Consider the following 24,665-nt stretch of genomic DNA (forward strand, 5'->3'; position numbering starts at 1 on the left):
AACAATTTCAAAAAAATATACTGATTAATTAGGCACACCCCTACCAATATCAATTATCCTCTCCATTACCCCTCTAGGCCTTTTACTAAACTCCTCCACACTAAATTCATACGAATTCCCATTGCACTCCACATGAATTTCCCCATCACTTATACCTATCCTCATTCCCTCTATAGAAAACCCCTTAATACCGCTATCCTTATTTATATCCCTCGAAGTTTCTGTTTCAGTCAAAGAACTTACCCTCTTAAGCTCTTGCCATAACCTATATTCTTCTTTAGATTTAATGCAAAGCTCCGTAACTATTTCAGCATTATTAAGTAAGTATTCCGTAGTGTACATCACCCTTACCACCTGATAGCCTTTTACTTCTATTTTTCTATCTAGCCTCTTCCATTCTTCTATTTTAAAAACATAATAATCCTCTTCAGAGTCACTTGGGATTTCCACTATCTTATTTCTTTTAACTACTTTTATATCTACTACCTTACCATAATAAGTTATTCCCGCCTCAGTTGCAAAACTTCTCTTTGACTGAGCTAAAGCTACAAACTTAATATTATGCTCTACTAGATTTATGTTGCTGCATTTGGTATGATAAAACTTACCTTTTAGATTTATGTTAAGTTGCTCTTTATTTCGTAGTGATCCTACAAGCACGGTTCTATCCTTAAAATATTCATCTTTTATATAATTCTCTCGTCCTAAAGAATCAAGTGATCTTTCAAATATAGAGTAAGAAGATTCATTTATTAATTTATCTAGAAACTCTTCCATGAGGCCCGTAGTCGAAGGCAAAAATGGAATACCTCCTATATTTACTTCCTCTATGCTCTTGTAAAAGTCATGACCTTTGTATTTCTCTTCATCTTTATATGGAAATAATACAAAAGCTCCAAATACAGAATTGTCATAAGCACCTGTTTTCTGATTTTTATGTACTATGGCATCTCTATACCTGTGCATAGTATTTATATCCTCTTCCTTAGGTCCAATACCACCATAACTATTCTGATATTCTATAGATGTTTCTATCTTATACTTAGCATCAAATACAAATTCGTAGGACTTATCGCTACCTAACTTATTTATAGCTAATAGGTTATCCGGCTTTTGCGTTATTGTTTTACTTCCCTCATTTTTAGAATTTGAGTTGTTGGATTTAAAGGAATTATAGCAGACCTTGAAGGTTTCTCTTGTTTTTAGGTTTTCAAATTCTAATGTGGATGTTACACCTTTTTTAAGTGATACAAATATCCCATCTCTGTTAACAGTTATAAAATCTGAACTTATTAGCTTATATCTCTTCTTAAGTAATGAGCTTATCTTTATAAAACACCAATACTCATATAGCAAACTAAGCTCCTTCATTGATAAGGAAAATATATTACTATTAATACTTAGTCCCTTTTGTAGCATTAAATAGTATTTGTAGATTTCTCTATATCCACTAGCCATATTAAAGACTAAGGATATAGAATTATTTCTATAATCACTACCTACCTCATCTAAAAATGAGGTTTTCAGTTTACTATTTATTGCTTTCTTCATGATGTTTAATTTGTTAATAATTTCCTCATTTTTATTCCAAGGAGTGGCTGAATAAGTTCTTACGAAACTATCTATCTTTTCAGTTATCTTTATAAGCATAAACTTTAGAAATCTATTTTCCTTTGTGTCTAAGGTAACCACCTTTGTTACCTGCAGCGCCTGCATTGGAATGTACCTGCCGTCTACATTTTTTAATAAATGAGGTCTTTTCTCTAGCCATTTAATAGTATCCATACTTATATTCTTTAGGCTTTCATATTTACACACCTTACTATGCTTTATTAGCTCATGATGGGGCTTCCATAATACTATATTAATAGCCTTCATTAATTTATCATAAACATAGTTTAGTATGCTGTAAAACTCAGTATAGCTATTAGATTTTTTATTATTTAACTCTGCACCTAGATAGGTTCTACTTAGAAAACCATAAGCTAAATTATATATTTCCTCATTAACATCCTTAAGTATTGCTTCATAATCTTCTTTATAATCAATTTTACTAGGTAGTACCTCTATAATTATTTTCATATGAGGCTTGCCATTTACCCTTATAAAAATATCTGAATAACCTATATCCCCTCTGAAATTTATTATTCCACTTAAGATATTTCCACCTCTCCCTGTAGGTGTTACTTTATTTCTTATGTTAGGATTTTCATGATAAAACTCTATTTCAGTTTTATTCTTTCTTTGAATTACTATTTCATAATTAGTATATTCCTTAAAATAAAGACACTTATAAATGTCATCTATTAGTTCTATGCCTTCTACAATAATAGTAAGTGATTTTGACTCACCATATTCAGCAGCACCCTCATTTCCCTTTATTGAAAAATAAACCTCATCTGTTTCTATAAACAATAGCTCAGAATCATTGCCAGAAGGTTGTGAATCCATCTCTCAAAAACCTCCTGATCATATACATAATTTTTTCACTACTTAATTCATATTCACCAGTTACGCATTGATTTTCCATGATCTTTATTTGCTCATCTTCTATATATCCATTATTTTTGTGTTTAGTGTTATTTAAATAATTAAATAATTCTACCAATATATCTAGTACTTCCGAGCCACTACCACATATTTTCGGTAATATTTTTTGAACAATAGAATAGTCCATAGCTTTATTAAAGGACAATAATTCGCTGGATGTAGCATAGATAACATAAAATACTATTTCATCCCGTACCCTATAAGCAAAATGCTCTTGATACATCTCAAGTATATTGTTTATTCCAATTAATTTATTTATAACCAAAGTTGCTATTTCTTTTTCATCCCTGCAGTCAGATATTTTTAAGTAATGCGACTTTAAAAAATCATTATGATAGTTTTTAGGTGAAAACTCCTCCAGCTTTACTTCATCAAAATTGTAGATTAAATCTACCTTGTTGAATTCTATAGTGTTAGCTCTATCTAATACTTTTTTACTAAAAGGAAAAGTGGTCTCATCCATATTTACAGTGCCAATTATATATAGGTTCTGTGGAATATAAACATCACCATATTTATCATAGGCTCTTTCATCTTTTCCAAATTGCGCTTTGCTTAATAATTTCTGAGTGATAATTTCATCATCCGCAATACTTCTTGTTTCCATAGATGATAAAATATCACTAAAATAATACTCCACTCTTGCTAAATTCATTTCATCTAGACATAGAAAATAAGGCTTTTCTACATTCTTCATAGCTTCATAGGCAGCTTCAATAACAATACCTGGTATAAACTTACTTTCAATATTTCTGTAGCCTAATAGATCTGTAGCATCTGACCAATCTGGTCTAACAGGTACTAGTTTAAATCTTTCATTATCTTTATTTGCTCCAACTGCCTGCGCAAATAGCTCTACTATTTTACTTTTCCCAGTGCCTGAAATTCCTGAGAGAATAACAAAAGGTTTTGTTTTTAAACTAAGATAAAAATTAGTAATCATTTCTTTAGTATAATAAAAACCTTTACTTGTTATGTAGTTATGAATATATGTAACTTCTTCATTGATGCTATTTACAGCTACAAATTCATTGTCTAATTCATCTTCTAAAATCACTTCATCCTCTAATTCCTCATCTTCTGGTTTACCCTTTGATTTAGGAATAAGCTCAAGTATAAAAGTATCTATTTTATCACCTTTATAGAAATCTATGTATTCTTGATATTCTTCTGGAATAGTTGTAGGCTTCTTATCATTTTCTTTTTCATATTGAACAATATAATCATAACTTACTTCCAGTTTTTCTTTTAAGACCTCTAACAGTAATTTATTGGTATATCTAATCTGCACTGTAATTCCGGATCTTCCTTTAGAACTTGGCCAGTAAACTATAGCAGGAAACTCTTTGTTACTTATAAATAGCTTTATCTTTATACTTTTTCCAAAAGTTAGTTTATCTGATAAGTTATCTAGAAAGACCTTATGATATCTCAGTGGTATTGTTGTCCCATATTTAAAAGTACTCTTATCTGCAGTTTTTCTTGCTAAAAAATTCTTATTCTCTTTAGTCGTATCGATCCATGAATCATGTTTGATTTTCTCCATTTATTACACCTACTTTACTTTATCATATGGTAATTATACCATAATTGAGGATAATATCCGTCTAGGTTTTTGATTCATTCTGGTTATTCGTATAATCTAGGCATGTTTTAAGGGATTTCTCTGCTGAGAAATCCCTTTTACTATTTTTTGTGTTTCCATTCTTTTCAGACCTTGTCAATTTTTCTATTCAACTTCGTATAAAAACTCCCATCAAAAATTATCTCACTTCTAATAATTATCTTTCGACATGAACACACCGCTATCCATTAGCATTGTGAAGGAAGAATAACTGAATTTGCTACCTCTATATTACTTTATAAAAGTGTACAAATGAACTCACTATCCTCATAAATATAACAAAATGATTGAGGAGCTTTCAACCCCATTTTAATTTCACTTAGCATTTTCGGAGTTTTATAAATGTAAACGGATTTAATTTGAATAGCACAAGCTTCCTTACAACCTTTAAAATAATTTTGATAATGCTTGTAACCAATGCCAGAAAATTCTTTGCTTTCCCTCCATAGTTCTTTTTTATCTTTACATATAAGTTTTTCTATTGTAAATTCTCCAACTACAACCCCTTCTGGTTTTGTAGAATATATTAACACTGACTCAACTTCCTTCTTAAATAATCTTCTTCTATATTCATATTTTTTGCTTCCACTTAATATTTTTTCAACAAATTCTGGTTTAATTGATAATAAAACTTTCATATACCTCACCTTTTTCTAATATTTTAGCAAATTCTTTATCTGTTAAAGTAAAAAAACCCCAATAATTAGGTACAACATCCATAATCTCTTTAAGGTCATTATTTATTACTTTTTTATTCAATATAGCATTATAAGTCATTTTTATCACATAACAACTATCCTTATTATAACACCTTTCCAAATCATTTCTATCAAAAATGCTATATTTATTGCTATAATCATAAAATTCTTCAAAATCATTAAATTCATTCTTTGACATCAATTCCTCCACCACACATACGCTTGTAATTACGGATCTAAATTTGGCCGGACCACTTCCATCATTTGTCCTGTATACCAAAATAATATCTCCTTTTTGCAGTTGCCCCACTGACATATTACAAGCATAAATTTTATGTATACTATTTGTATAAGCAACATCTTTTATTAAATCATACTCCTCACCTTTTAATATTGAATCTGGAAATAATTTAGTATGATATTTAGGATATATGCTTAATACATACTTCTTTACCCCTGATATTCTGAATTTAGGGTATATTTTCAGAATATCTTCAACGATATTATTTAAATTTTTTAATAAAACTATTTCTGTGCCACTCGACGTTTCCTTTTGTCCATATTCATTAAATCCATATTTTTTGTATAAATCAATTAAGCTATCGTGCTTATCAAAAACAGTTACATAAATTTTAGAAATATTTTTTTCAATTGCATTATCTAATACCTTTTTTATAAATTTTTCTCCTAATTTAGTTCCATGAGCATCAATTTTCATTGTTCCTATTTTTAAAATCTTATCACCTTCAATGATAGGATTAACATCTTTTATGGGTCCTACTTCTTCTTTTAAATATAAGAAACCTATTATATCGTCATTATCCTCAAAAATATATGCAGATGCATTAGTTAAGATTTTCTTATTAAACCAAGTTACAAACTCTTTATAATCCTCTTTCAGACTATCAAAAAACCTGCTATTTAAGTTTACATCACTCAATAATCGGTACTTTAAATTCCCCATTTACCATCCACCCTCTACAAATTTAATATATTTTTTAGCCCTTGAAATAAAAAATTAGATGTTATGTTCAATATAAAAACTACCATTACATAACAAAAAATTGTAACCCAATTACATTTATCTATCTTTATTCTTATAAGTGAATTAAAAGATTCAATTTTTTTATTTACCTCAGCTTTCTCCTTCCAATGATATGCTATTAAATTTTCAGATTTATACTTTTCAGTTATATAATTATTCCAGATATCATCTTCTAATTTTCTACTCGAGTATTTCAACCCTGTACATTCTAATTTATTATCTATATCTATTAACAATAAAAAGTGCACTTTTTTTATTGTGAATTCATTAGCTTTGTTTATCTTTTCTAAAATATCATCACTAATAGACCTTTTTTCATTCAGTCTAAAATCAATACATTCAGTAATTTTAAAAGCACTTTGAAACGATGTAAACTTTAATTTATGCTCTTCAACCATACTGTTTACACCTTCTCCCTGTACTCTAAATCTTATATAACAGCTGTTTATTTCGTCTTGAATATCCATATTAATTGCCAATAACGAAACACTTTTATTTTCTGTTATTACTATTCTTTCATTGAATTCGTCTTCTAAAGAGTATATATGAAATTTTTCTGCACCATTTTGAACTAGAACTTTTTTAGGCTCACTTAAATCAATTTTATTACATTCATTATTGAATATTGCATTTACTATCTTCCTATCAGATATTAATACTTTTCCTAAATCACAAAAGTCATCTCTTTTAAACTTAAAAGGAAATACTATATTTATCGTTTTTAAGTCTGATACTTGTTCTATCATCAGTCCTAAATCTAAAAAATATTCACTTTTCCCATTACTTTTTATTTCAGCTCTCCATAAATTTATATGAATATCTAAGCTAATGTTGTCTTTTTTTCCTTCATACCATATTACAAAAGATTTCAACTAAATTCCCCCAAACTTACCTTATCATACTATAATTATATCATATTTATCAATTATCTACATACAATGTATAATTTTATGTTACATTCAAATTAATTACAATATACGCAACTTTATTCCTACTCAGTGCATTTTTTTTCATTATTGGCATCGACTGAACCTACTTTTGTATTGATAGCTTCTTGTTCTAGCTTGCAGTTGTTTTCAAGCATATAGCTAATCACTTCATTATATTGACTGTCATTTAATTTTAAATGTCTACAACGATCATTATCTGTAAGTTTTTTCTAATAAGTATAATATTCTTTTAAAGTTTCTACATCCATTTTAAATGGTTTAAAGTCTACTCCTGTTTGATTTTTTAGATGTTCCAATATATAAAATCCTCCAGCATCAATATAACCAAAATGGTGAAAAAGCACCTTTGGATTTTGTTGATGTATTTTCTTAATAAATTCACGTCTGACACTGTTATGGTATCCTCCAAGATAAATAACAAATATTTCCTCATCATGGAACGATTGAAAACTTGTTAAGTTTTCAATCGTTATAACAGCCTTACCAGTTACATCAATTCTATTGATATCTGATAGCATAGAAGATGAGATGGCAATATCACTACTAAAGTTTGCTAGATTGATTCTTTGCCCCTTAATAAGGATACTGCCTGCCCCTTTGAAATTTACATAGGTAGGATTTTTTATAATATTTAAATTACCTAATACCTGTTCCTTTTCAGGGAAATTACCATATTCATAAATAAGATTTACCGCCTTAGAACTTAACCCCTCAAATACTTTAGAGTCTTTAAAAATCCTAACTGAAAAATCCCTAACAAAAGTTTCAGTATCAACCTTCACTCTCGTTTAAACTTTCATATTTTGTCGTATCAGCGCCACAAGTGCTACAACTGCCTAATATAATTTGGATTCAAATCATTTAATTCTATTAATTTACTCCTCCTTATCCATCATATCGACTAACATTTTATACTGAGTTGCGTGTATTTCTTTAATTGTTCCAAGTAAAGCTCTAGATTTAGTGAATTGACAAAGTTGAGGAATATTTTTCAAATCTTGTAAACTTACAGGGTGTTTTGCATCTTCAGTTTTAATGATATCAATTACCCTTCTACCATCTCCACCCAAAGGACGGTGAACATGATTTACAATTCTTCCTTTAGCTACAATCTTTTTCTCTTTATTAGTATTGTATCCAAGAACTAAATCCCCTATTTTTACATTGTTAAAATTAGGTCTTAATCCTTCTCTTCCTTTTACATCATCTTCATCATATTTTTCAGCATTCCATTGTTCTACGCCATCTTTAGCTATACTAGTAATCCAGCTCCAAGGTCCACCATCTTTATCTTCCCTATCAGGGTTCGCATTAATCCACCAATACCTCACTTATACCACTCCTTATATTTTGTTACTTACTACTTTTGTTTCATTCTTTACAAAATTACTTAACACCATTAAAATCTACCTCTTTTAATAACCATAAACAGAAATTTATCTATTCTTTCAACCATTACAATATATTTTTTGCATCTTTAATTCACTTAGCTAGCCTCTAATATGCAGGTTGAATTCCAATTGCTACTGCTGTATCATATATCGAAAGCTCTCCAAATTTATCATTATTTGAACTATCTATATAAATTATAAGCTCATCAAAATATTTTACATTAATGATTTTACATTGATTAGACTTTAAAAATTCATAAGCCAATTGAAATGCTTTTATATTTCTAATATAAAACCTGTCCAAAATATCCTTTTCTTATTTTTTGAAATAATCAACGGACCATAGATTTTCACAAATACGCTGAACCAATTTCTGCCTACTTATAATATCATCTTTTTTAAATTGAGTATGCGCTTTAAAATCTAAAATCTTGATGACTTCCGATTTTAAAAAGTTGGGGTTCTTTGTATAGTAATTTGAATGTAATGTTTGGGCATAAGTATTTTCTTTTAAATAATGTTCAATCTTATCTTCATATTTATCACTACTGAACGATTGATTTGTTCCCTGCGGTAATAGAATTAAAGCACCTAATGAATTCCTCCATTTCTGAAATTCGTTTTCCTGATCAAATTCATCTTTATGTTCTTTAAATTTATTAGCCCAAATATGTTCAATTTCAAATTGTTTTCCACTTGGATTATGATAATTAACATAAGTATTATCTTTTCCAATAAGACTATCAATATAGCTCGATATGCGAGAAAGAAGATGCTTTACAAACTTCCGATTTTGTCCGTGCAAGCCAAATTCTGGTACTGCATCCCAGTTTTCAGGAATATTTTCTATCTCGTTAGAAAGATTAATACCTAGTGTAACAATGTCATTGTTTCTGATGAGCTTAACTACATTAAACATAGTATACTTGATAGATGTTTGTCCAAATTTGCGATAGTTAATAGCTCTTCTTACAGTAAAGGTCTCAATATAGCGTGACACAAAGTCAATTTTATTTTTAATAGTCTCAGAATCATCTTCATAATTGATAGCTGTCAACAGCAATGGTTCCTGCAATGATTCAGCAATACCCCATGAATTTATGTAGTTAGTATGAGGCATACTTTTATCGAATTCAGCCTGAGCATTCCAAGCTACCAAATACCACTTAACAAAGAAAGGAAACTGATATTTGAAAAAAGTATAAAATTCATTCGGCTCTGTGAGATTGAATAATTCTTTGTGATTATCCTTAAACCAATTTTGAAAACGTGAACCTATTATTTCAAAATCTTGATTTTCTGATCCTACTTTACCGGGTCTGATAGATTTGGCATATTTGCCCCTAAACCAAGCCTGAAAAAAACTCTGATCAGTATTTTCACCGTATTCATGCAGTTTTTGCATTTCATTTTTCCATAGTTCATTTATTTCATTACGTTGATTTTTGCTGGTGATTTTAGATAATACATATCCCTTAAGCATTTCTGTTGGTGTAAGATTAAGCCCTCTGTCATTCATTGTTTCAAAAATAGTATATGCATTTTCATCCGAATAAGCGGTTATCTCAACTATAACAACATTTTCTATAAACCAGTCAATAAAAAATGGTAAAGCAGTTTGAGTTAGTTCTTCTGGAAAATATTGTTGAATATCTTCATAACGTTCAACCATATTTTGAACGGTTTCATCATCACCCTCCTTTACAATATATTCACCACATTCAAATAATGCTTTCAAACACGGTTCTCTCATTTCATCGTTCATATTGAAAGACTTTTCTCCGAACTGTTCTGAAAAAATAAGTTCGCCTATGGATACCTTTTGCTCACTCTCCTTTTGCTGGTGGTTGAGATAAATAAGTAATAATGTAATTGATGTAATTCTTTGTTGTCCGTCGATAATTGATTTTTGGCCATTTTCTGAGTTTACACTAAAAACCACCGGTCCCAAATAGTAGCTTTGATAATTCAGTACTTCCGCCCTTTTGTCACCAAGACTGTATGATTTTAAAAATGTAGTTGTTAAATCTTCTACCAAAAGTTTAATGTGTTTTGCCTGCCAACGATATTCACGCTGAAAATAATCAATGGTGAACTTCTGACCTTTCAATAAGTCTTTAATACTTGTATTCTTCGCTTCAATCTTATTTTTTAGTTTCTGGTTCATTATACTTCCCCTTTCAATTTTGATTCCTATTCTGAAATAAACATAGACGGCTTACCACAGCTAGTCACTAATAATTCTTTTTTTGCACGTGTAGCTGCAACATACATAAGTGCACGTTCTGCGTCATACATATCTTTTTCCATTACAGTATCATTAGCTGCTTTTATTACTGCTTCTAAGGGGATTATCTCATCATTAACATCAGCAATTACAACATATTCGAACTCCAAGCCCTTAACCCTATGCATTGTTGAAATCCTTACCCCCTCTATAAAGCGATCATCATTCTTACTTTGTTTAATTTCATATAATTTGCAGTTTTGTGTAGCAAAATATTTTCGTATACTATCTAATTGTTTATTTGTACGTCCTACTATACAAATTACACTTGGATTAATTCCAGCTTTAACAAGTTCATTAATATACAAATATATGTGATTATATTCTTTATCTGCAGTTTTAAAATTTATCACTTCTGGTTCTTTTCCATGTGTTAAGGATAAATAACCCTTATCTTCATCGATTCCGTCATCTAAATCATCTACATTCATATTTTTAATAATCAATTTAGCCCAACTATCAATTTCTTCTGTTGTTCTGTAATTAATTTTTAATAAACCACTTCTTCCAGTGATGTTAATACCACATCGTTTTAATATTACTTTTTTACCATATATGCGTTGGTGTGCATCCCCAACAATGAAAATATCGTTATTTCGTTCTTTCCCTGCTATAGCACGTAACAATTTGAAAGCACAATCACTAAAGTCTTGAGCCTCATCAACAATTATTGATTTGTATAAAAATTCTTTTTCTGATTCTTCAATTATCTTTCTTATTTTTATTGCAGCTAACCCTGAATCAATAATTTTAAAATTGGATAATAATATTTTGTATGCCATTATAACATCCCATACTTGAATTTTTTCCTCACGATTTAGGGATGTACCTCTTCCAATTCGATTTGTTTTTTTATAATCCTCAAAAGTTTCCAATTCATTGACCAAGATAACCTTTTCATATTCTTCCATATAAAATCCTATTGAAAAATCCAACTCTACTCTACTATTTAAAATAGCTTTTCCCCAAATTCTTTCTAACTCTTTACCAAATATCAGTTTTGATTTATTTCCAGTCTTTTGTAATAATTTAGCAATCCATTTATCCAAATTAATTACTTCGATTTTATTAAAAACTGATGAAGAGCATAATATTTTTAAATTCTCTCTAATATCATTAGCTAAATTAGTACTAAATGTGGTGAAAAGTATTTTATCTTCATTCATATTAAATACATGTTCCATTAACCATTTAGCACGATGCATTGCTACAACTGTCTTTCCAGTGCCCGCACCACCAAGTATTCTTGCGGGCCCATTAAATGATTGTTCTACTATTTTTTTTTGACTTGGATGCAGGAATATACGCCATTCTTCGATAGGTGCATCCAATATTCTCTCTAACTCACCAGTACTTTCATCACCATCTAGCAAATAAAACTTGTTACTATTACCAGATTTCACTATAGCCTCATCAACACTAAGTTTTTGAGTTCCACAATTTATAGCATTTTCAGCAGCTTCTTCTAGCACCTCATTAAGTGATAATCCAGAATTTAAAAATGAAAGGTACTCATAAACATCATCAGGTAAAAATCTTTTTTTAGTTTGAAAATCTTTCTCATTAATAATAGCTCGTACAACAAACATTACATCTTCGGGAACATTAAGTTTTAACAAGTCATCATTACTAATATAATCAAATAACTTAGTATCATAGTTATTATAAATTGAGGCATGTTGATTTTCTTCACTTGTTACAACATCATAAATTTGAACAATATTGCTTACTGGATTAACGGATATTCGTTTTTTACTAGCCCAATTGTATGCTGCATCATGAGCATCAATCCAAAGTAAGGTATACGTATCTTTTTCTTCTGGTATTCTTATAATTGCACGATATGAACCATTTACTCTAGCTGAACGCAAAGTAGAATCAACTACCTTTATCGTTTCATAATTCAAACCTGGAGATGTAGGATCATCTATAAATTTCTTAAAAAATACGTTAGCTTCAGCTTGAATATTTGCTGGAAGCTTTTTCAACGATTTAAAATAGCTTTCAGCACATACCACGGAAACTTTATTCTTAAATTTAGCCATTTAAAATCCTCCATTTTATTGTTTTATAATGCTTCAACTACCATTTGTACATCATCAGATCCCATAACAAAAACTTTCCAATCATTTTTCTTGAACTGATCAACATTATCTTTATTTTCAGACGATAAGACAGCAATTTTCTGTTTTAACCATACCATTTCAGCCTCTCCTAAAACTCCTATATCCTTTGAAAATAATTCATACCCAATTTGATCAGGGACTGGCATTTTGTTTTTAATTAAATCCAAAGCAAACTCATAGCTCTCATCATCCTGCAATACTTGTTCTAGCTTTTTCTTCCATTCATCACTTATTAGAATACCCTCATTGTTAGCATTTTTTGAATTTTCAACATCGTTTATAACATTTTCTACTGTAGCAGCAACTTGCTCTTTTGAAAGCTCATTGCTAAACAATAACCATGATAAATACTCTTTAACCATACCACGTGAAAGTTCTTCATGATCAAGTTGATTCGAGTAACTGCGTAAACAACCATAACAAGTTGTTTCTTCACCACATCCACAATGACCATCGACTCTACGATATGCAGCCCGAAGTACTTTTTCAAGTTGGTTCATTATTCGTTTTACATGCCCAGCTCCACCAACAGCTTCATCAAAAAGTATAATAGCTGGTCCACTTCCCTCATTATCAATACACCCATTAATATCCCGTCTTGAAATTCCTAATGCATCAGCAGCACCTTCAAGAATAGCATAAAGTAGCGAAATCCATTTATCAGACTTACCCTCAATCCACTTCTCTGGAAATTCCAAACGTAAAATATCACTGGAAAAAATATGTCCTAATGATACATTTTTCAAATGAGTATTAGGACAATTATGACCAAGCTTATTCTTATGCTTAGGCTCATTTGGTGTTGTTTGAGCATATCCACAATAACCGCATACCCACATACCCGAACCATTATTCCCACGGTTCATCAAAACAAGTTTGCCTTGTGGAGAATAAAGTCCATAAATTCTCTTTCCAGATATTATAATATCTTTTTCTTTACGTTCTTCTAGTTGATAAGAGTCTAATTTATCAATTTCCCAAAATTGTACACGCGTTGCATATGAACGTGGTGGCCTATTTTCACCTACTCGTTTAGGCTTGTCCAATATAGAAGTTGAAAAACCAAAAATAGGTATTATAAATTTGCGCACTTTCATCTGACCACCACAATTGCAAATATGTGGCTCAGATGTATCTTCTTCATCAATTGTTGTTATCCCATCAGGCAAGGATATTCGCTTACACTCTGGACATTCAAAATATTTATATGTTGGCCATCCTTTATCTCTTGTTTTATTTATAGCATAACTCTTCCAAACCTTACCAGCAGCAATTACGCTACTTCCTGGTGCAAATTCAGCTATTGCCATACGTAAATCCCGTGATAAATCAATATTTTTAGCTTCAAACGAATTATTTAAAATATCTAAATTTACTACATCAACAGGAAATCCATATTTAGGTAGAACACCGCTTGAAGCTAGAAAATTAATTGACTGTTGATCTCTAAATGTCTTTTTTAGCTGAATAACATCACCATTATATTGTTCATTATCATTACGTTTTTTTAAAATCTCATCTAATGTTTCAAGCTCGCTTTTTTTTGCATCAATTGCTTTAGTTAGACATCCTTCTTCACCTATAAGTTTTTCCACAAAACTCCATGTTCGGATACCCAACCGTTCCATTAGTTGTGGTGTAAGTACTTTTTCTATCGATTCAATTAGCTTTTTCGGTCTGTTATTCAATTCACTTTTCAACGCAACAACAACATCATCACTACCATCATAACCAATAAGGGTATTGACTTTGCCTTTAAAATACATTTCCTGTTTTCTAAAGAACCACGAAAATACAATTGAATTAACATGCCTAAGTGCAATCTTTTCGTTGCTCATTTCTATATATGGTGGTTTTATCTTACCATTTATTATCTCAGGTGGATTATCGAAATAATTCAAATCATGACTATTACGACGGGCAAAGGTTACCGAAAATGCAGTTGCAGATGTACGTCTTCCTGCTCGTCCTGCTCGTTGAATATAATTAGACGTTTCAGGTGGTACATTTCGTAACATAATTGCCTCAAGTTGTCCTACATCAACCCCCATTTCAAATGTTGTTGAACAACTGAGCACATTAATTTCACCTTTCTCAAATTTTTCCTGAATATTCCCAGCAGCTTCTCTTTTTAATTGTGCAGTATGTTCTTTAGCCACCATGGGAATAATTTTTTCTTCAGTATAAATTCTTGAATAGTATGGATCATCTCTAAAGTCTTTTATAGATACTTTTTCTAAAATACCCCCACATCTAAATTCACAGCATACGTCATGTATATTGTGTGAAGTTATTTTTCCGCAACGCTTACACCTATTAATTTTTTCATCTTGTTTATACAAACCTATAAACCATTTTTTGTAATTTAGTCTAATAACAGCCCCTTCTTTACCTAAGGATTCTTGACTGAAATAGCCCATTCTAATAAGCGATGGTATGAATTTTTCATACAATTCATTCAATATTTCATTTCCCTTTAATTTTGCATCATCTTTTGCAATACCCATACTTTGAAGTATTTTACGAACATAATCAACCCTTTTGTTATTTGCCTTATCTGCAGGTAAAAAACTTAATATTTGCTTAGACCCTTGGTTTCCACCTTCTTGTTTTCTAAAATAAACATAGCGATTTCGAGGTGCAAAATCATCGTCTTCTGCATTAATATGCTCAGGATAAGTGGTTGCACCAGAATATCTAAAGGAATCCATTATTACACAGCACAATTCCCAGACCTCGTCAGGTTTCAGTCCCCACATATCTTTGCCAACAGGTAATTTTTCCGGATAAAATTTTACATACCCACGTCCTTCTAATCCTTGTTGCCTTTGATGTCCCATATATTCCTTAATCACATACACTCCAGCAATCATTTCCTTTTGAGGCTTTGATAGTGATTCATTATTTTCTTCAGGATATAATGCAGCCGCATCGGCTTTTATCACTATCATTCTTATTAAGTCGTCAAGACGTATATCATCTGAATTTCTTTTTAATTCTCTTAAGATTAGCCTACGCCACATAAGTTGATTATACTTATTATCCATATAAGCAGCAAAGAAAGCAGCTTCTTGACGATTATCCGAAAAAACCAATAGTTTCCGTCCTCGTTCTTCTTCGTACTCTTTACTTCTTAGTGCCACCGTAGTACCAAATATATCATCAACCTCATTAGATAATTCATTCACTATTTCGATTTTTTCAGCTGGAATCATTGAATACAAACTGTTTGCAACAACATAAGTTGCAGGCTGATTTGCTGTCATAAATCTTTTGATTATCCCTTTAGATACACCACCACATGATGCACATGTGTTAACTACTCTACTTTTTGATTTCATCTTATAAACCTTTATTAGTTTTCTTGAGTCAACTTCTTCACAGCATTTGTTTCGTTTTCTTACCCCTGCCAAACTTAAACAACCACAAGCTGTGCAAAAAATATATTCTTCTACTTTCTTTACATCTGGCTTTTCAAAAGCCTCATCATCACTATCTATATCCACATCTTCTGAGTCCATAGTTAAATTTGTCAACATATAATATTCAGGCTTCTCACCTAATCCAGCAGGTAAAAGTATCCCTTCCTTTTCCTTACCAATTATATATTCTTGTCCACAATGTTGACAATTACCTAATTCAAAAACTGGCACTTTAATATTTCCTATACTATACTGCTCTTTTCTATCTAAAAACACTTTTTTATTAGGATATAGTGCTACGTACATACCTTCTAATGCTCTAACAAACAGATGATATCTCGCTGGTAGTAAAGCTGCAGAATTTTCATCAGGTTTAGCCATAACACCTAGTTCTATAAGTGAAATTAATGAGCTAATTCTTGTTTGCTTATCACTAAGATCAAAAAATACACGTTCTGCCACATCATTTAAAGTTCTAGAATTTAATTCCAGAGTCTTTGTTATATAAATTATACGTTCATCATTTATAAGTTGTTTGTATAAATATCTGCCTGCTTCAATTGCTTTTAAGCCTTGCATTTCATCCTTCAATTTCTGATAATCAGTAGGCTTAAATTTTCTCATTCCATTAGACAAATCCCTTTGTACTCGCGATGATGTAACGATGTCTTCTATCTCAAAAGGTTCATTAAATATGCTAGTTGCAAATTGAGCCAGTTCACCAAATGCTTCTTTATTTCCTAAGGTAGCACTTGTAGCAATACATTGCATTTTATTTTTCTTACACACTCTTTCTTTTAGCCTTCTTAGAAGTAGTGCAATTTCTGTACCATTTGCACCTTTATATGTATGTGCCTCATCTAGTACTATAAATCTCCAATTTTCAGCCATATCGCCATCAAATAATTCAGTATCAACTGGGCGGAGCAATAGATATTCAAGCATAGCGTAATTAGTTAGTAAAATATGAGGTGGATTGTTACGCATAGCCTCACGAGAAATAAGTTCATTTGAACTGGGTTCCTTCCGATATTTATCCCTATATTCATTTAATGCTCTATCTTGTTTTTCTGTTGTTTCACCTGTGTATCTACCGAAAGTTATGTCAGGGTACTCTAAGAGTATTTGTCTTAGTCGTTTAACTTGATCATTTGCAAGTGCATTCATCGGATAAAGTAATAATGCATGCACTCCTGAACAAAGTAATCCTGCTTCCTTTTGTTTCATCAGTTCATTAATAATAGGGTAAAGATAACATTCCGTTTTACCACTTCCAGTACCTGTAGCTACAATAACATTTCGTTTTCTTAATACAATTTTTCGAAATGCTTGTTCTTGGTGAACGTAGAGTGGTCGCTCTAATTGCACTGCACTTTCTATAGCTTTAAACTCAGTACTTAGTAATCCTTCATGAATTAGACTAGCAAGACTATTTCCTGTAACAAATGGAGGGGTAGATTCCAAATAAGGACCTTTTATAAACTCACTTTCCTCTAATGCCTCATAGGCTTTTTTTGTTAGTATATTGTCTTTAACAGTTAAAATTGATTTCAGATAACCTAAGTAATCATCTTTTATTGCATTGGTTGTTTCAATAGGATTCATTGGCAAAATAATTAACCCCTCTCATTTTGAAAAATTACGAATAATTCAGATAATATTATATCTCTATAAGCAAGTTCTGGAAATGCATACATAATACTTTTCCAGAAAGGTAACAGTTGATGCAGATCTTCTGAATTAATATTACCATGTAATGCTAAGGCTTCTAAATAACTTGCACATCCTATATTGAAAAATAATTTATGATTATCATTAGCACCACCATTGAGACGATATTTCAACACTTTATTTATTTTATAAAACTCAGTCAAATATTTATCAACTAAGATTTCAAGTTTTGGTCGCTCTTTTTTCACTGCTTCTATATGAACTTTTCTATCATTGCTAGGAACAGACATTAACTCATAAATTATTGAAAGGTAACTTCTTCCCATAAATTCATATCCATCAGATTTCGACGTTTCTAATTCTTGCAACCTCCAGTTTCCTCTGCCTTTATCAGGTATAAATAGTTTCAAAAAATCCTCTACATCGCCCCATACATTTTTAGAATACTCAAGAGTACTATATTTACATATACATTTTCCACGTATAATTCGTTCCGCACAATCGTTCCATTCACTTGATGGGCATTCATTACTAGGTTTAATTAAAATTATCTTTTCTAATACCTTTCTATCAAGATAATACTCTATTCTTTCTAAATCAATTTCTCTGTCGGAAACTTTACTTCTAAGGTTAATAAGTATAGCTAAAGGCCTATTAATATCCCACATTTTTTGTTTGCATTGCCTAGAGAATTCTAACGTTTCATTATACTTAAAGTGATATAATTGCAATTCATTAACAATATACATAAATTCTTGTTCGGATAAATCACTTTCTAAAATAGTTTTCAATATCTTACCTCTATCAATATCAGAAATAATGTTATAGTTTATTATAGTGCAAATTCCCTTTATTTTTTTCTTGTTTTCATCTAATAAATTGGATTTCTCGCTAGCATTTATTAATAACATAATTAATAATTTTTCACATTTGTCGTCTTCAAATATCAATTTTTCTAGTTCTATTTTTTTAGTTAACTTTTGATAAATTATATCTAACCATTGAATTTTATCCATAGATACAGCCAATACAGATAACCAATCCACTAATAAATTCGATTTATTATTTATAAGACTTTCAACCATCTCTTTTCTTTTAACGTGTACTATATGCTCAGAATTATAAACTGGAGGTTTATATGCATCATCATCAAAAATAAAAAAATCTATGTTTTCTTCTGCATCTACATAATATGTCCCCGGTTCTAAAGGATTATTTAGAATTATTCCTTCTATAGTCTCACCCATTTTTCTAGCACAATCTAAATCTTGCTCCACTGATGACAACATTGGATCATTAAACGACACGAGCTTTAATTTTTTATTTACAATCGTTTTATTTTTTTGCCAGTAAATTATACATTTTTCATTTTTAATAGTGTATTTAGGATTTTTCAACAGTACTCTTTCTCTAACTATAGCCAAACAAATCCTATGTTCATTGTAACCTCTAACTTCATGTAACATTATACTAATCGGAAGTTGTAAAGAATACGCGTGTGCTTCAATAGTAGTTTGTAATTTATTTATTGAAATTGCCCAATCCCCAATATCATTTAGTCTTACTTCTTCTATTTGAAGTACTTCCTTTTTAGGAGTTTCTAACAATATTTCTACTAAATCATCACTATTTATAGAATCATCAAAATGCAATGATAACCACCAGTTACTAGTTTTAAGATCATCATCATAGAACAATCTTGTTTTGATACATTCTTCAACACTATCTTTATTTTCACTCCAAAAGCTCCATTGTAATTTTCTTACATTCTTTTTAAATGGAATAAAAATCTCACTATCATTACTAATCACTTTTATTGTTCCATTAATATAAGCACCTGCTTCAGTTGTAGATATCTCCTCCCAGACACAATTTCTTTTATGAACACTTTTTCTAGACACAACAGAACTAAAATCAATACTAATATCATCATATTTTTTTATTGAAAATCCTGTTTTCCCGACATTGGAATATTCTGAAGGCCACTCACATCCTGAATTTTCAATATACTCAATATAAGGCGACATTCTAAATGAAAAGTATTTCTTAAGTGATTTCCCCTCATATAGCCTTAAATCATATGTTCCATATATACTCAAAAAATTTTTCTCTGCAAACTTCGCTAAACTAATAAACCCATTAGGATTATTGGTATCTTCTATCAAAGACTTAACATTTATTACAAATTTCTTTTGTGTTTTTTGATGTCTCAATACAAGCTGCCAATTGCAAAACAATATATCTGATTGACGTTCCGAATATAGCCCAACTTGAAGCGAAGGCCACTTAGTAAAAACAGGTATTTCTTTATAATTATACTTTTCTCCAAATAAATTACCGTTACTTAAAAGCTCCACATCAAAATACTGTTTGCATGTTAGTTCAACAGTACTTAATCCTGTTTCAATTGTCATGTAAGCATCTAATGTTTCAGGTGCTAAATTATATGCATCAAGTACTGACCAACTCTTAGGCAAACATGCCAGTGACTTATTTATTCCATCTGCTACAGAAATTTTAGCGTTTCTATCTAGAACTAATAAAGATTTTTTATGAGGAATTTGTTTGTTTGAAACTAACAATCCTCGATAGTCAAAAATTAAATATGGATTTTCACTCCCAAGTCCTATTGTATTCCAAATTTGCAATGGTAAAGAATTTCCCAAATCATCCCACAGTTCTATTCTATAGCTTTCAGCACATTCAACGGGAACAGTTATATCAAGGGTATAAAATTTCCCACTTGAATCATAAACTTGAGAAATTATAGTTTTTTCTGTTCCTTCTTTATTTTCACAAATTATTTTCCATTCAAGTTTATAAATAGACTCATTTCTTAATATTTGTCCCGGAAGTAATAAACAAATTCCTTTACAAATTTCATCATAAGTTAGCTTTGGTGATATATAATATTGAGTTTTCTTTCGCAAATTGGAATTTGAGCCTTTCACCTCGGAATTCCATTCCAAATATTTTTTAACTAAACGCTCTGCGACACCTTCAATTTCTGGAGTTATATCCATCTCTGAATTTTGCATTCCTGATATTTCTTGCATCATTTCTCTAATTTGAATAATTAAGTCTACTGCTTTATCACGATGAAGTCTAAAATACCTTTCTACTGGGGAACCCACCAAATAGCTCCTATATCCTACTAATTCATCTATTAAATCATTAGGCATAAAGTTAGGTATTTCTAGCGTACTTTCAATTATATCAAACAATACATCAAAGTTAGCTGAAGGTATTCCAGCTTGACACAATATTGGCGTGACATATGTATGACCACCATCATCTATAATTTCATACTTATAAGTCTCAAATATTTTCAATACAATTTTGCCTATGTCAGTTTGGTTATTAGGTGGCAATGAGATGTCAAATCTACTAGCCCAACCACTCCAAAAATCCCTATTATAATCATAGAGTACATAATTAACTATATCTGTTACAAACAATACTGGATACTTTTGCATAATTAGTTTTAACCTAGATGTCGTAGGAAAATCCCCTAACTCACTTTTAAGTTTAGTATTCAGCTTATTATATTCAACTTCACTTATATCTAAATCTCCCCAAATTTCACACTCAGTTAATTCATTTCTAACTCTTGATTCAAGAACATCAAGAGACATATTTGAAAATATCAAAGCCACAAAGCTCACCCCCATTAATTGAATAATAAATATAGCCTTTGTTACTGTATTTCATCTATTATATTTCGCACTCTTTGCTATGAAAAAACATCTATAATGATAGCTATCATCAATCATCATTTATATTTATATTTATATTTATATAATTACAATATTCTTTATATATGTAAAGAATCCTTTAAAATTCCAGTAATTATTTTAAATTAATTCTTTAAATGTTTATTGTGACACTTTACTTCATGTTTAGCTAATTAGCTGTAATATAATTTAGTAAATATAATCTCTCCTTTAATCTCATATCCTACTCTATGCTATAATAAACCCATACTATCACCCAAGGAGGCCTTCCATGAAAATTTACAACAAACTAGTACGTGACAAAATCCCCGAAATCATAAAATCAACTGGTAAAAGCTTTGATATCCACTCTGCTAAAAAAGAAGAACTTCAACCCTTACTTGAAACCAAATTAAATGAGGAAGTATCAGAATACCTAGAAGATAAAAACTTAGAAGAACTTGCCGACGTTATGGAAGTTTTATTTGGTCTTGCTGGTGCTCTTGGATATTCAGAGCAAGATTTAATTAACAAAAGAAATGAAAAAAAAGAAGCACGAGGCGGCTTTGAAAAGTGCATAGTACTTGAAAAAGTTTATGAATAGACAAAACCTCCATAGATTCTTTTCTATGGAGGTTTTTATCCTTATATTTATTTCTCTAACTTCTCAAGTCTTTCTTTATAGAATCTTCTAGTCCTATAATCGATAATATCCTTAATGTTATCTATAAATACAGGATTTTTACTCACTTCACCTAAGTCATCATTTAAATAAAAATATGACTTATCTCTATAAAAGTAATCTTTTGCAGAATTTAAAAATGCTTTTATTGGATTTTCAGCAACTCTTAAATAATCTTTTTTATCAAAGCTCTTATAGTTTTTAGTTGAATCGTGTCTCACAAGATCCACCGCATTAGACGGTTTAGCATAAAACTCCCTAAAGCTTTTAAAAATACTTTCTTCATCTAGTTTCATCTTTATATTACCACCATTATAAAACGCTAGTAGCAATGGCATTTTATAAGTCTTAGTCATTGAAGTTTTTTCAATATTATTTATCAATCCATAAGCCTTAGTGTTTAAAAATTGTTTCTCTTCTTCTAAAAGTTCACCTATTTTATTTAGGAATCCTAAATAATCATTGAAGATATTTAATTCTCCTCTTAATCTTATTACATTGTAAAGATCATCATCCATGTAAGTATAAAATTCAAGCCTACTCGGCCTAGTTTTCAAGTCTTCTTTTATTCTATTAAAGTCATCTACTAATAAATCAAATATTTTCTTTTGCTGCTCTACCATTTTCTTAAAAATATCAATTACTTGAAAATCAAAATCCACTATACAATCCTCAGGATAATCTTCTTCTCTAGGTAATTTACCTTCTTTAGCTTTCAGTGTAATATTCTTTAAATCCCCACTTAAAAAGAATGGAATTAAGTGAGCTTTTTTATAATTACCTATAAAGTCTAGTATGTTTACATATTTTTTGTCCTTATACTTTCTTAATCCTCTACCCAGTTGTTGAAGAAAAACAGTTGGAGATTCTGTTGGTCTTAATAGTAATATCATATCAATTTCAGGAATATCTAATCCCTCATTAAACATATCCACAGAAAATATTATATTTAATTGTCCTTTCTTTAATTTATCCACTGCTTCGCATCTGTCCATAGAAAATTCAAATTGTTCACCACTCATTACAGCACAGGCTTTAACTCCATTTTCATTAAAATATTTACTCATATATTCTGCATGTCTTCTGCTGGTACAGAAACCTAAGGCTCTTCTACTATTATATTTTTTATAATGTTTTAGGATTAAGTCTGAACGTTTATTAAGCATCAAGGCATTTTCTAATTCAGTCTCATCATATTTACCATTTCTAAAAGATATTTTTGTATAATCTGTTTCATCAAAAACACCATAGTATCTAAATGGAACAAGCCACCCCTTATCTATTGCTCCTTTTAACCTAACCTCATAAACAATATTGTAATCACAAAGTGCAAATACATCTTTATTATCCATTCTTTCAGGTGTTGCAGTAAGACCTAAAAGAAATTTCGGAGTAAAATATTCTAATACATTGGCGAAATTTCCTGCAGCTGCATGATGGAATTCATCTATTATAATATAATCAAATTCATCTCTTTTAAAATATTTCTCGCAAAGATACTGCTTTTGTCCAATGGTTTGAACTGTAGCAAATACTATATCTCTATTTCTCTCTTTACTTTTACCACTGAATAATCCAGTTGTAATATTAGGTCTAATATTTTTAAAAGATATTTCTGCTTGATTTAATATTTCTTCTCTGTGAGCCACGAATAAGATCTTATGAAATCCCATAGAATCAAAAGCAGCTAAATATGTTTTTCCTATACCTGTTGCTGCAACAACTAATCCTTTATCTAAACCATCTTCTCTACATCTTTTCAGCTCATATAGCGCTTCAATTTGTGCCCCTCTAGGTTCATACAGAGGGATTACTGTGCCAAATTTATCTTTGTTATCTTCAATTCTTTCCAACTCATGAATAAATTTAGGTCTTTTCCATACTGATGAATATCGTTTCATCTCAGCATCGTCAATAATTATAGAATGATTTAAAAATAAGTCTTCGAAAATATTTTTAAAATGTGTAAAATCCTCTAAGTTTTTATTCTTATTTAATCTGTAATTCCACTCAATGCCACTGGTTAATGCAGAATTAGACATATTAGAAGATCCTATAAAAACATCTCCATCCTCTTCATATTCAAATATATATGACTTAGGATGAAAGGACTTATTAGCAATATTATAAAACCTTAAATCTACTCTTTCTCCCAGAGCATCCTTTACTAAATATAAAGCTTGAGGCTGAGTGATATTAAGATAGTTTCCGGTTAATATTCTAATTCTGACCCCTTTATCTGCCACCTCTTTTAAATCGTTAATAAGCAATTTCACTCCTGATTCCATTAAAAAGCCTACTATAATATCTATAGTCTTTGCCCTTTTTAATGAGGCTGTTAATTTGGGAAGTAAATAATCATTGTCTCCCGTAGAACAATTCGAATCAAAATCTAGAGCTGCCTCTTTAAATTCAATAGAATCACTTACGATTATCCCTTTATTAATTGTCTTAGCTTCTATCATCATACTCCACCAAACTCTCTTTTAATTTTTTAGCTCTATCT

Annotated in this window: 14 protein-coding genes; 1 reads left to right on the forward strand and 13 read right to left on the reverse strand. The window is 30.4% G+C overall.

What is annotated here, in order from left to right; all coding sequences use genetic code 11:
- Positions 1 to 24: 24 nt before the first annotated feature.
- From ACREWB_RS19560 to ACREWB_RS19615, 12 genes are all read right to left on the reverse strand, one after another.
- Positions 25 to 2,451, reverse strand: coding sequence for a DUF2357 domain-containing protein (locus ACREWB_RS19560; RefSeq protein ID WP_431549144.1), 2,427 nt, complete (start codon positions 2,449 to 2,451; stop codon positions 25 to 27).
- Positions 2,426 to 4,096, reverse strand: a complete 1,671-nt coding sequence (locus ACREWB_RS19565) for an McrB family protein (protein ID WP_431549145.1) — start codon at positions 4,094 to 4,096, stop codon at positions 2,426 to 2,428. The genes ACREWB_RS19560 and ACREWB_RS19565 overlap by 26 nt, the downstream gene beginning before the upstream one ends.
- A 314-nt stretch (positions 4,097 to 4,410) precedes the next feature.
- Positions 4,411 to 4,812, reverse strand: coding sequence for an ASCH domain-containing protein (locus ACREWB_RS19570; protein ID WP_431549146.1), 402 nt, complete (start codon positions 4,810 to 4,812; stop codon positions 4,411 to 4,413).
- Entirely contained in the window at positions 4,790 to 5,836 is a 1,047-nt protein-coding gene (locus ACREWB_RS19575; protein ID WP_431549147.1) for a GNAT family N-acetyltransferase, read from the reverse strand. The genes ACREWB_RS19570 and ACREWB_RS19575 overlap by 23 nt, the downstream gene beginning before the upstream one ends.
- A 14-nt stretch (positions 5,837 to 5,850) precedes the next feature.
- On the reverse strand, positions 5,851 to 6,789 hold the full coding sequence (locus ACREWB_RS19580; RefSeq protein WP_431549148.1) for a hypothetical protein: 939 nt from the start codon (positions 6,787 to 6,789) through the stop codon (positions 5,851 to 5,853).
- Between the two features lie 287 nt (positions 6,790 to 7,076).
- Complete coding sequence (locus ACREWB_RS19585; RefSeq protein ID WP_431549149.1) at positions 7,077 to 7,649, reverse strand: Wadjet anti-phage system protein JetD domain-containing protein; 573 nt, start codon at positions 7,647 to 7,649, stop codon at positions 7,077 to 7,079.
- Between the two features lie 93 nt (positions 7,650 to 7,742).
- Positions 7,743 to 8,198, reverse strand: coding sequence for an EVE domain-containing protein (locus tag ACREWB_RS19590; RefSeq protein ID WP_431549150.1), 456 nt, complete (start codon positions 8,196 to 8,198; stop codon positions 7,743 to 7,745).
- Positions 8,199 to 8,364: 166 nt separating this feature from the next.
- Positions 8,365 to 8,523, reverse strand: coding sequence for a hypothetical protein (locus ACREWB_RS19595; protein ID WP_431549151.1), 159 nt, complete (start codon positions 8,521 to 8,523; stop codon positions 8,365 to 8,367).
- Between the two features lie 51 nt (positions 8,524 to 8,574).
- Positions 8,575 to 10,425 carry a DUF262 domain-containing protein gene (locus ACREWB_RS19600; protein WP_431549152.1) on the reverse strand — a complete coding sequence of 617 codons (1,851 nt, stop codon included), beginning with the start codon at positions 10,423 to 10,425 and terminating at the stop codon, positions 8,575 to 8,577.
- Between the two features lie 26 nt (positions 10,426 to 10,451).
- A complete protein-coding gene (locus ACREWB_RS19605) occupies positions 10,452 to 12,590 on the reverse strand; it encodes a 3'-5' exonuclease (RefSeq protein WP_431549153.1) in 2,139 nt (712 codons plus the stop codon).
- 23 nt (positions 12,591 to 12,613) lie between these two features.
- Entirely contained in the window at positions 12,614 to 17,698 is a 5,085-nt protein-coding gene (locus tag ACREWB_RS19610; protein WP_431549362.1) for a DEAD/DEAH box helicase, read from the reverse strand.
- 11 nt (positions 17,699 to 17,709) lie between these two features.
- Positions 17,710 to 21,420, reverse strand: coding sequence for a hypothetical protein (locus ACREWB_RS19615; RefSeq protein WP_431549154.1), 3,711 nt, complete (start codon positions 21,418 to 21,420; stop codon positions 17,710 to 17,712).
- Between the two features lie 349 nt (positions 21,421 to 21,769).
- Between ACREWB_RS19615 and ACREWB_RS19620 the strand changes: the two genes are divergently transcribed.
- Positions 21,770 to 22,081 (forward strand): phosphoribosyl-ATP pyrophosphohydrolase, encoded by a 312-nt coding sequence (locus ACREWB_RS19620; RefSeq protein WP_431549155.1) that lies wholly within the window; start codon positions 21,770 to 21,772, stop codon positions 22,079 to 22,081.
- 47 nt (positions 22,082 to 22,128) lie between these two features.
- On the opposite strand, the gene ACREWB_RS19625 is transcribed toward ACREWB_RS19620, so the two are convergent.
- Positions 22,129 to 24,627, reverse strand: coding sequence for a DEAD/DEAH box helicase family protein (locus tag ACREWB_RS19625; RefSeq protein WP_431549156.1), 2,499 nt, complete (start codon positions 24,625 to 24,627; stop codon positions 22,129 to 22,131).
- Positions 24,628 to 24,665: the final 38 nt, after the last annotated feature.

Source organism: Clostridium sp. (assembly GCF_050717635.1).
Classification (GTDB): Bacteria; Bacillota; Clostridia; order Clostridiales; family Clostridiaceae; genus Clostridium_AD.

Bases quoted from the DNA above. Each gene is read 5' to 3' on its own strand.
- ACREWB_RS19620 (WP_431549155.1), top strand. From the start codon at position 21,770: ATGAAAATTTACAACAAACTAGTACGTGACAAAATCCCCGAAATCATA.
- ACREWB_RS19575 (WP_431549147.1), bottom strand. From the start codon at position 5,836: ATGGGGAATTTAAAGTACCGATTATTGAGTGATGTAAACTTAAATAGC.
- ACREWB_RS19560 (WP_431549144.1), bottom strand. From the start codon at position 2,451: ATGGATTCACAACCTTCTGGCAATGATTCTGAGCTATTGTTTATAGAA.
- ACREWB_RS19570 (WP_431549146.1), bottom strand. From the start codon at position 4,812: ATGAAAGTTTTATTATCAATTAAACCAGAATTTGTTGAAAAAATATTA.
- ACREWB_RS19565 (WP_431549145.1), bottom strand. From the start codon at position 4,096: ATGGAGAAAATCAAACATGATTCATGGATCGATACGACTAAAGAGAAT.
- ACREWB_RS19600 (WP_431549152.1), bottom strand. From the start codon at position 10,425: ATGAACCAGAAACTAAAAAATAAGATTGAAGCGAAGAATACAAGTATT.
- ACREWB_RS19610 (WP_431549362.1), bottom strand. From the start codon at position 17,698: ATGAATCCTATTGAAACAACCAATGCAATAAAAGATGATTACTTAGGT.
- ACREWB_RS19625 (WP_431549156.1), bottom strand. From the start codon at position 24,627: ATGATGATAGAAGCTAAGACAATTAATAAAGGGATAATCGTAAGTGAT.
- ACREWB_RS19605 (WP_431549153.1), bottom strand. From the start codon at position 12,590: ATGGCTAAATTTAAGAATAAAGTTTCCGTGGTATGTGCTGAAAGCTAT.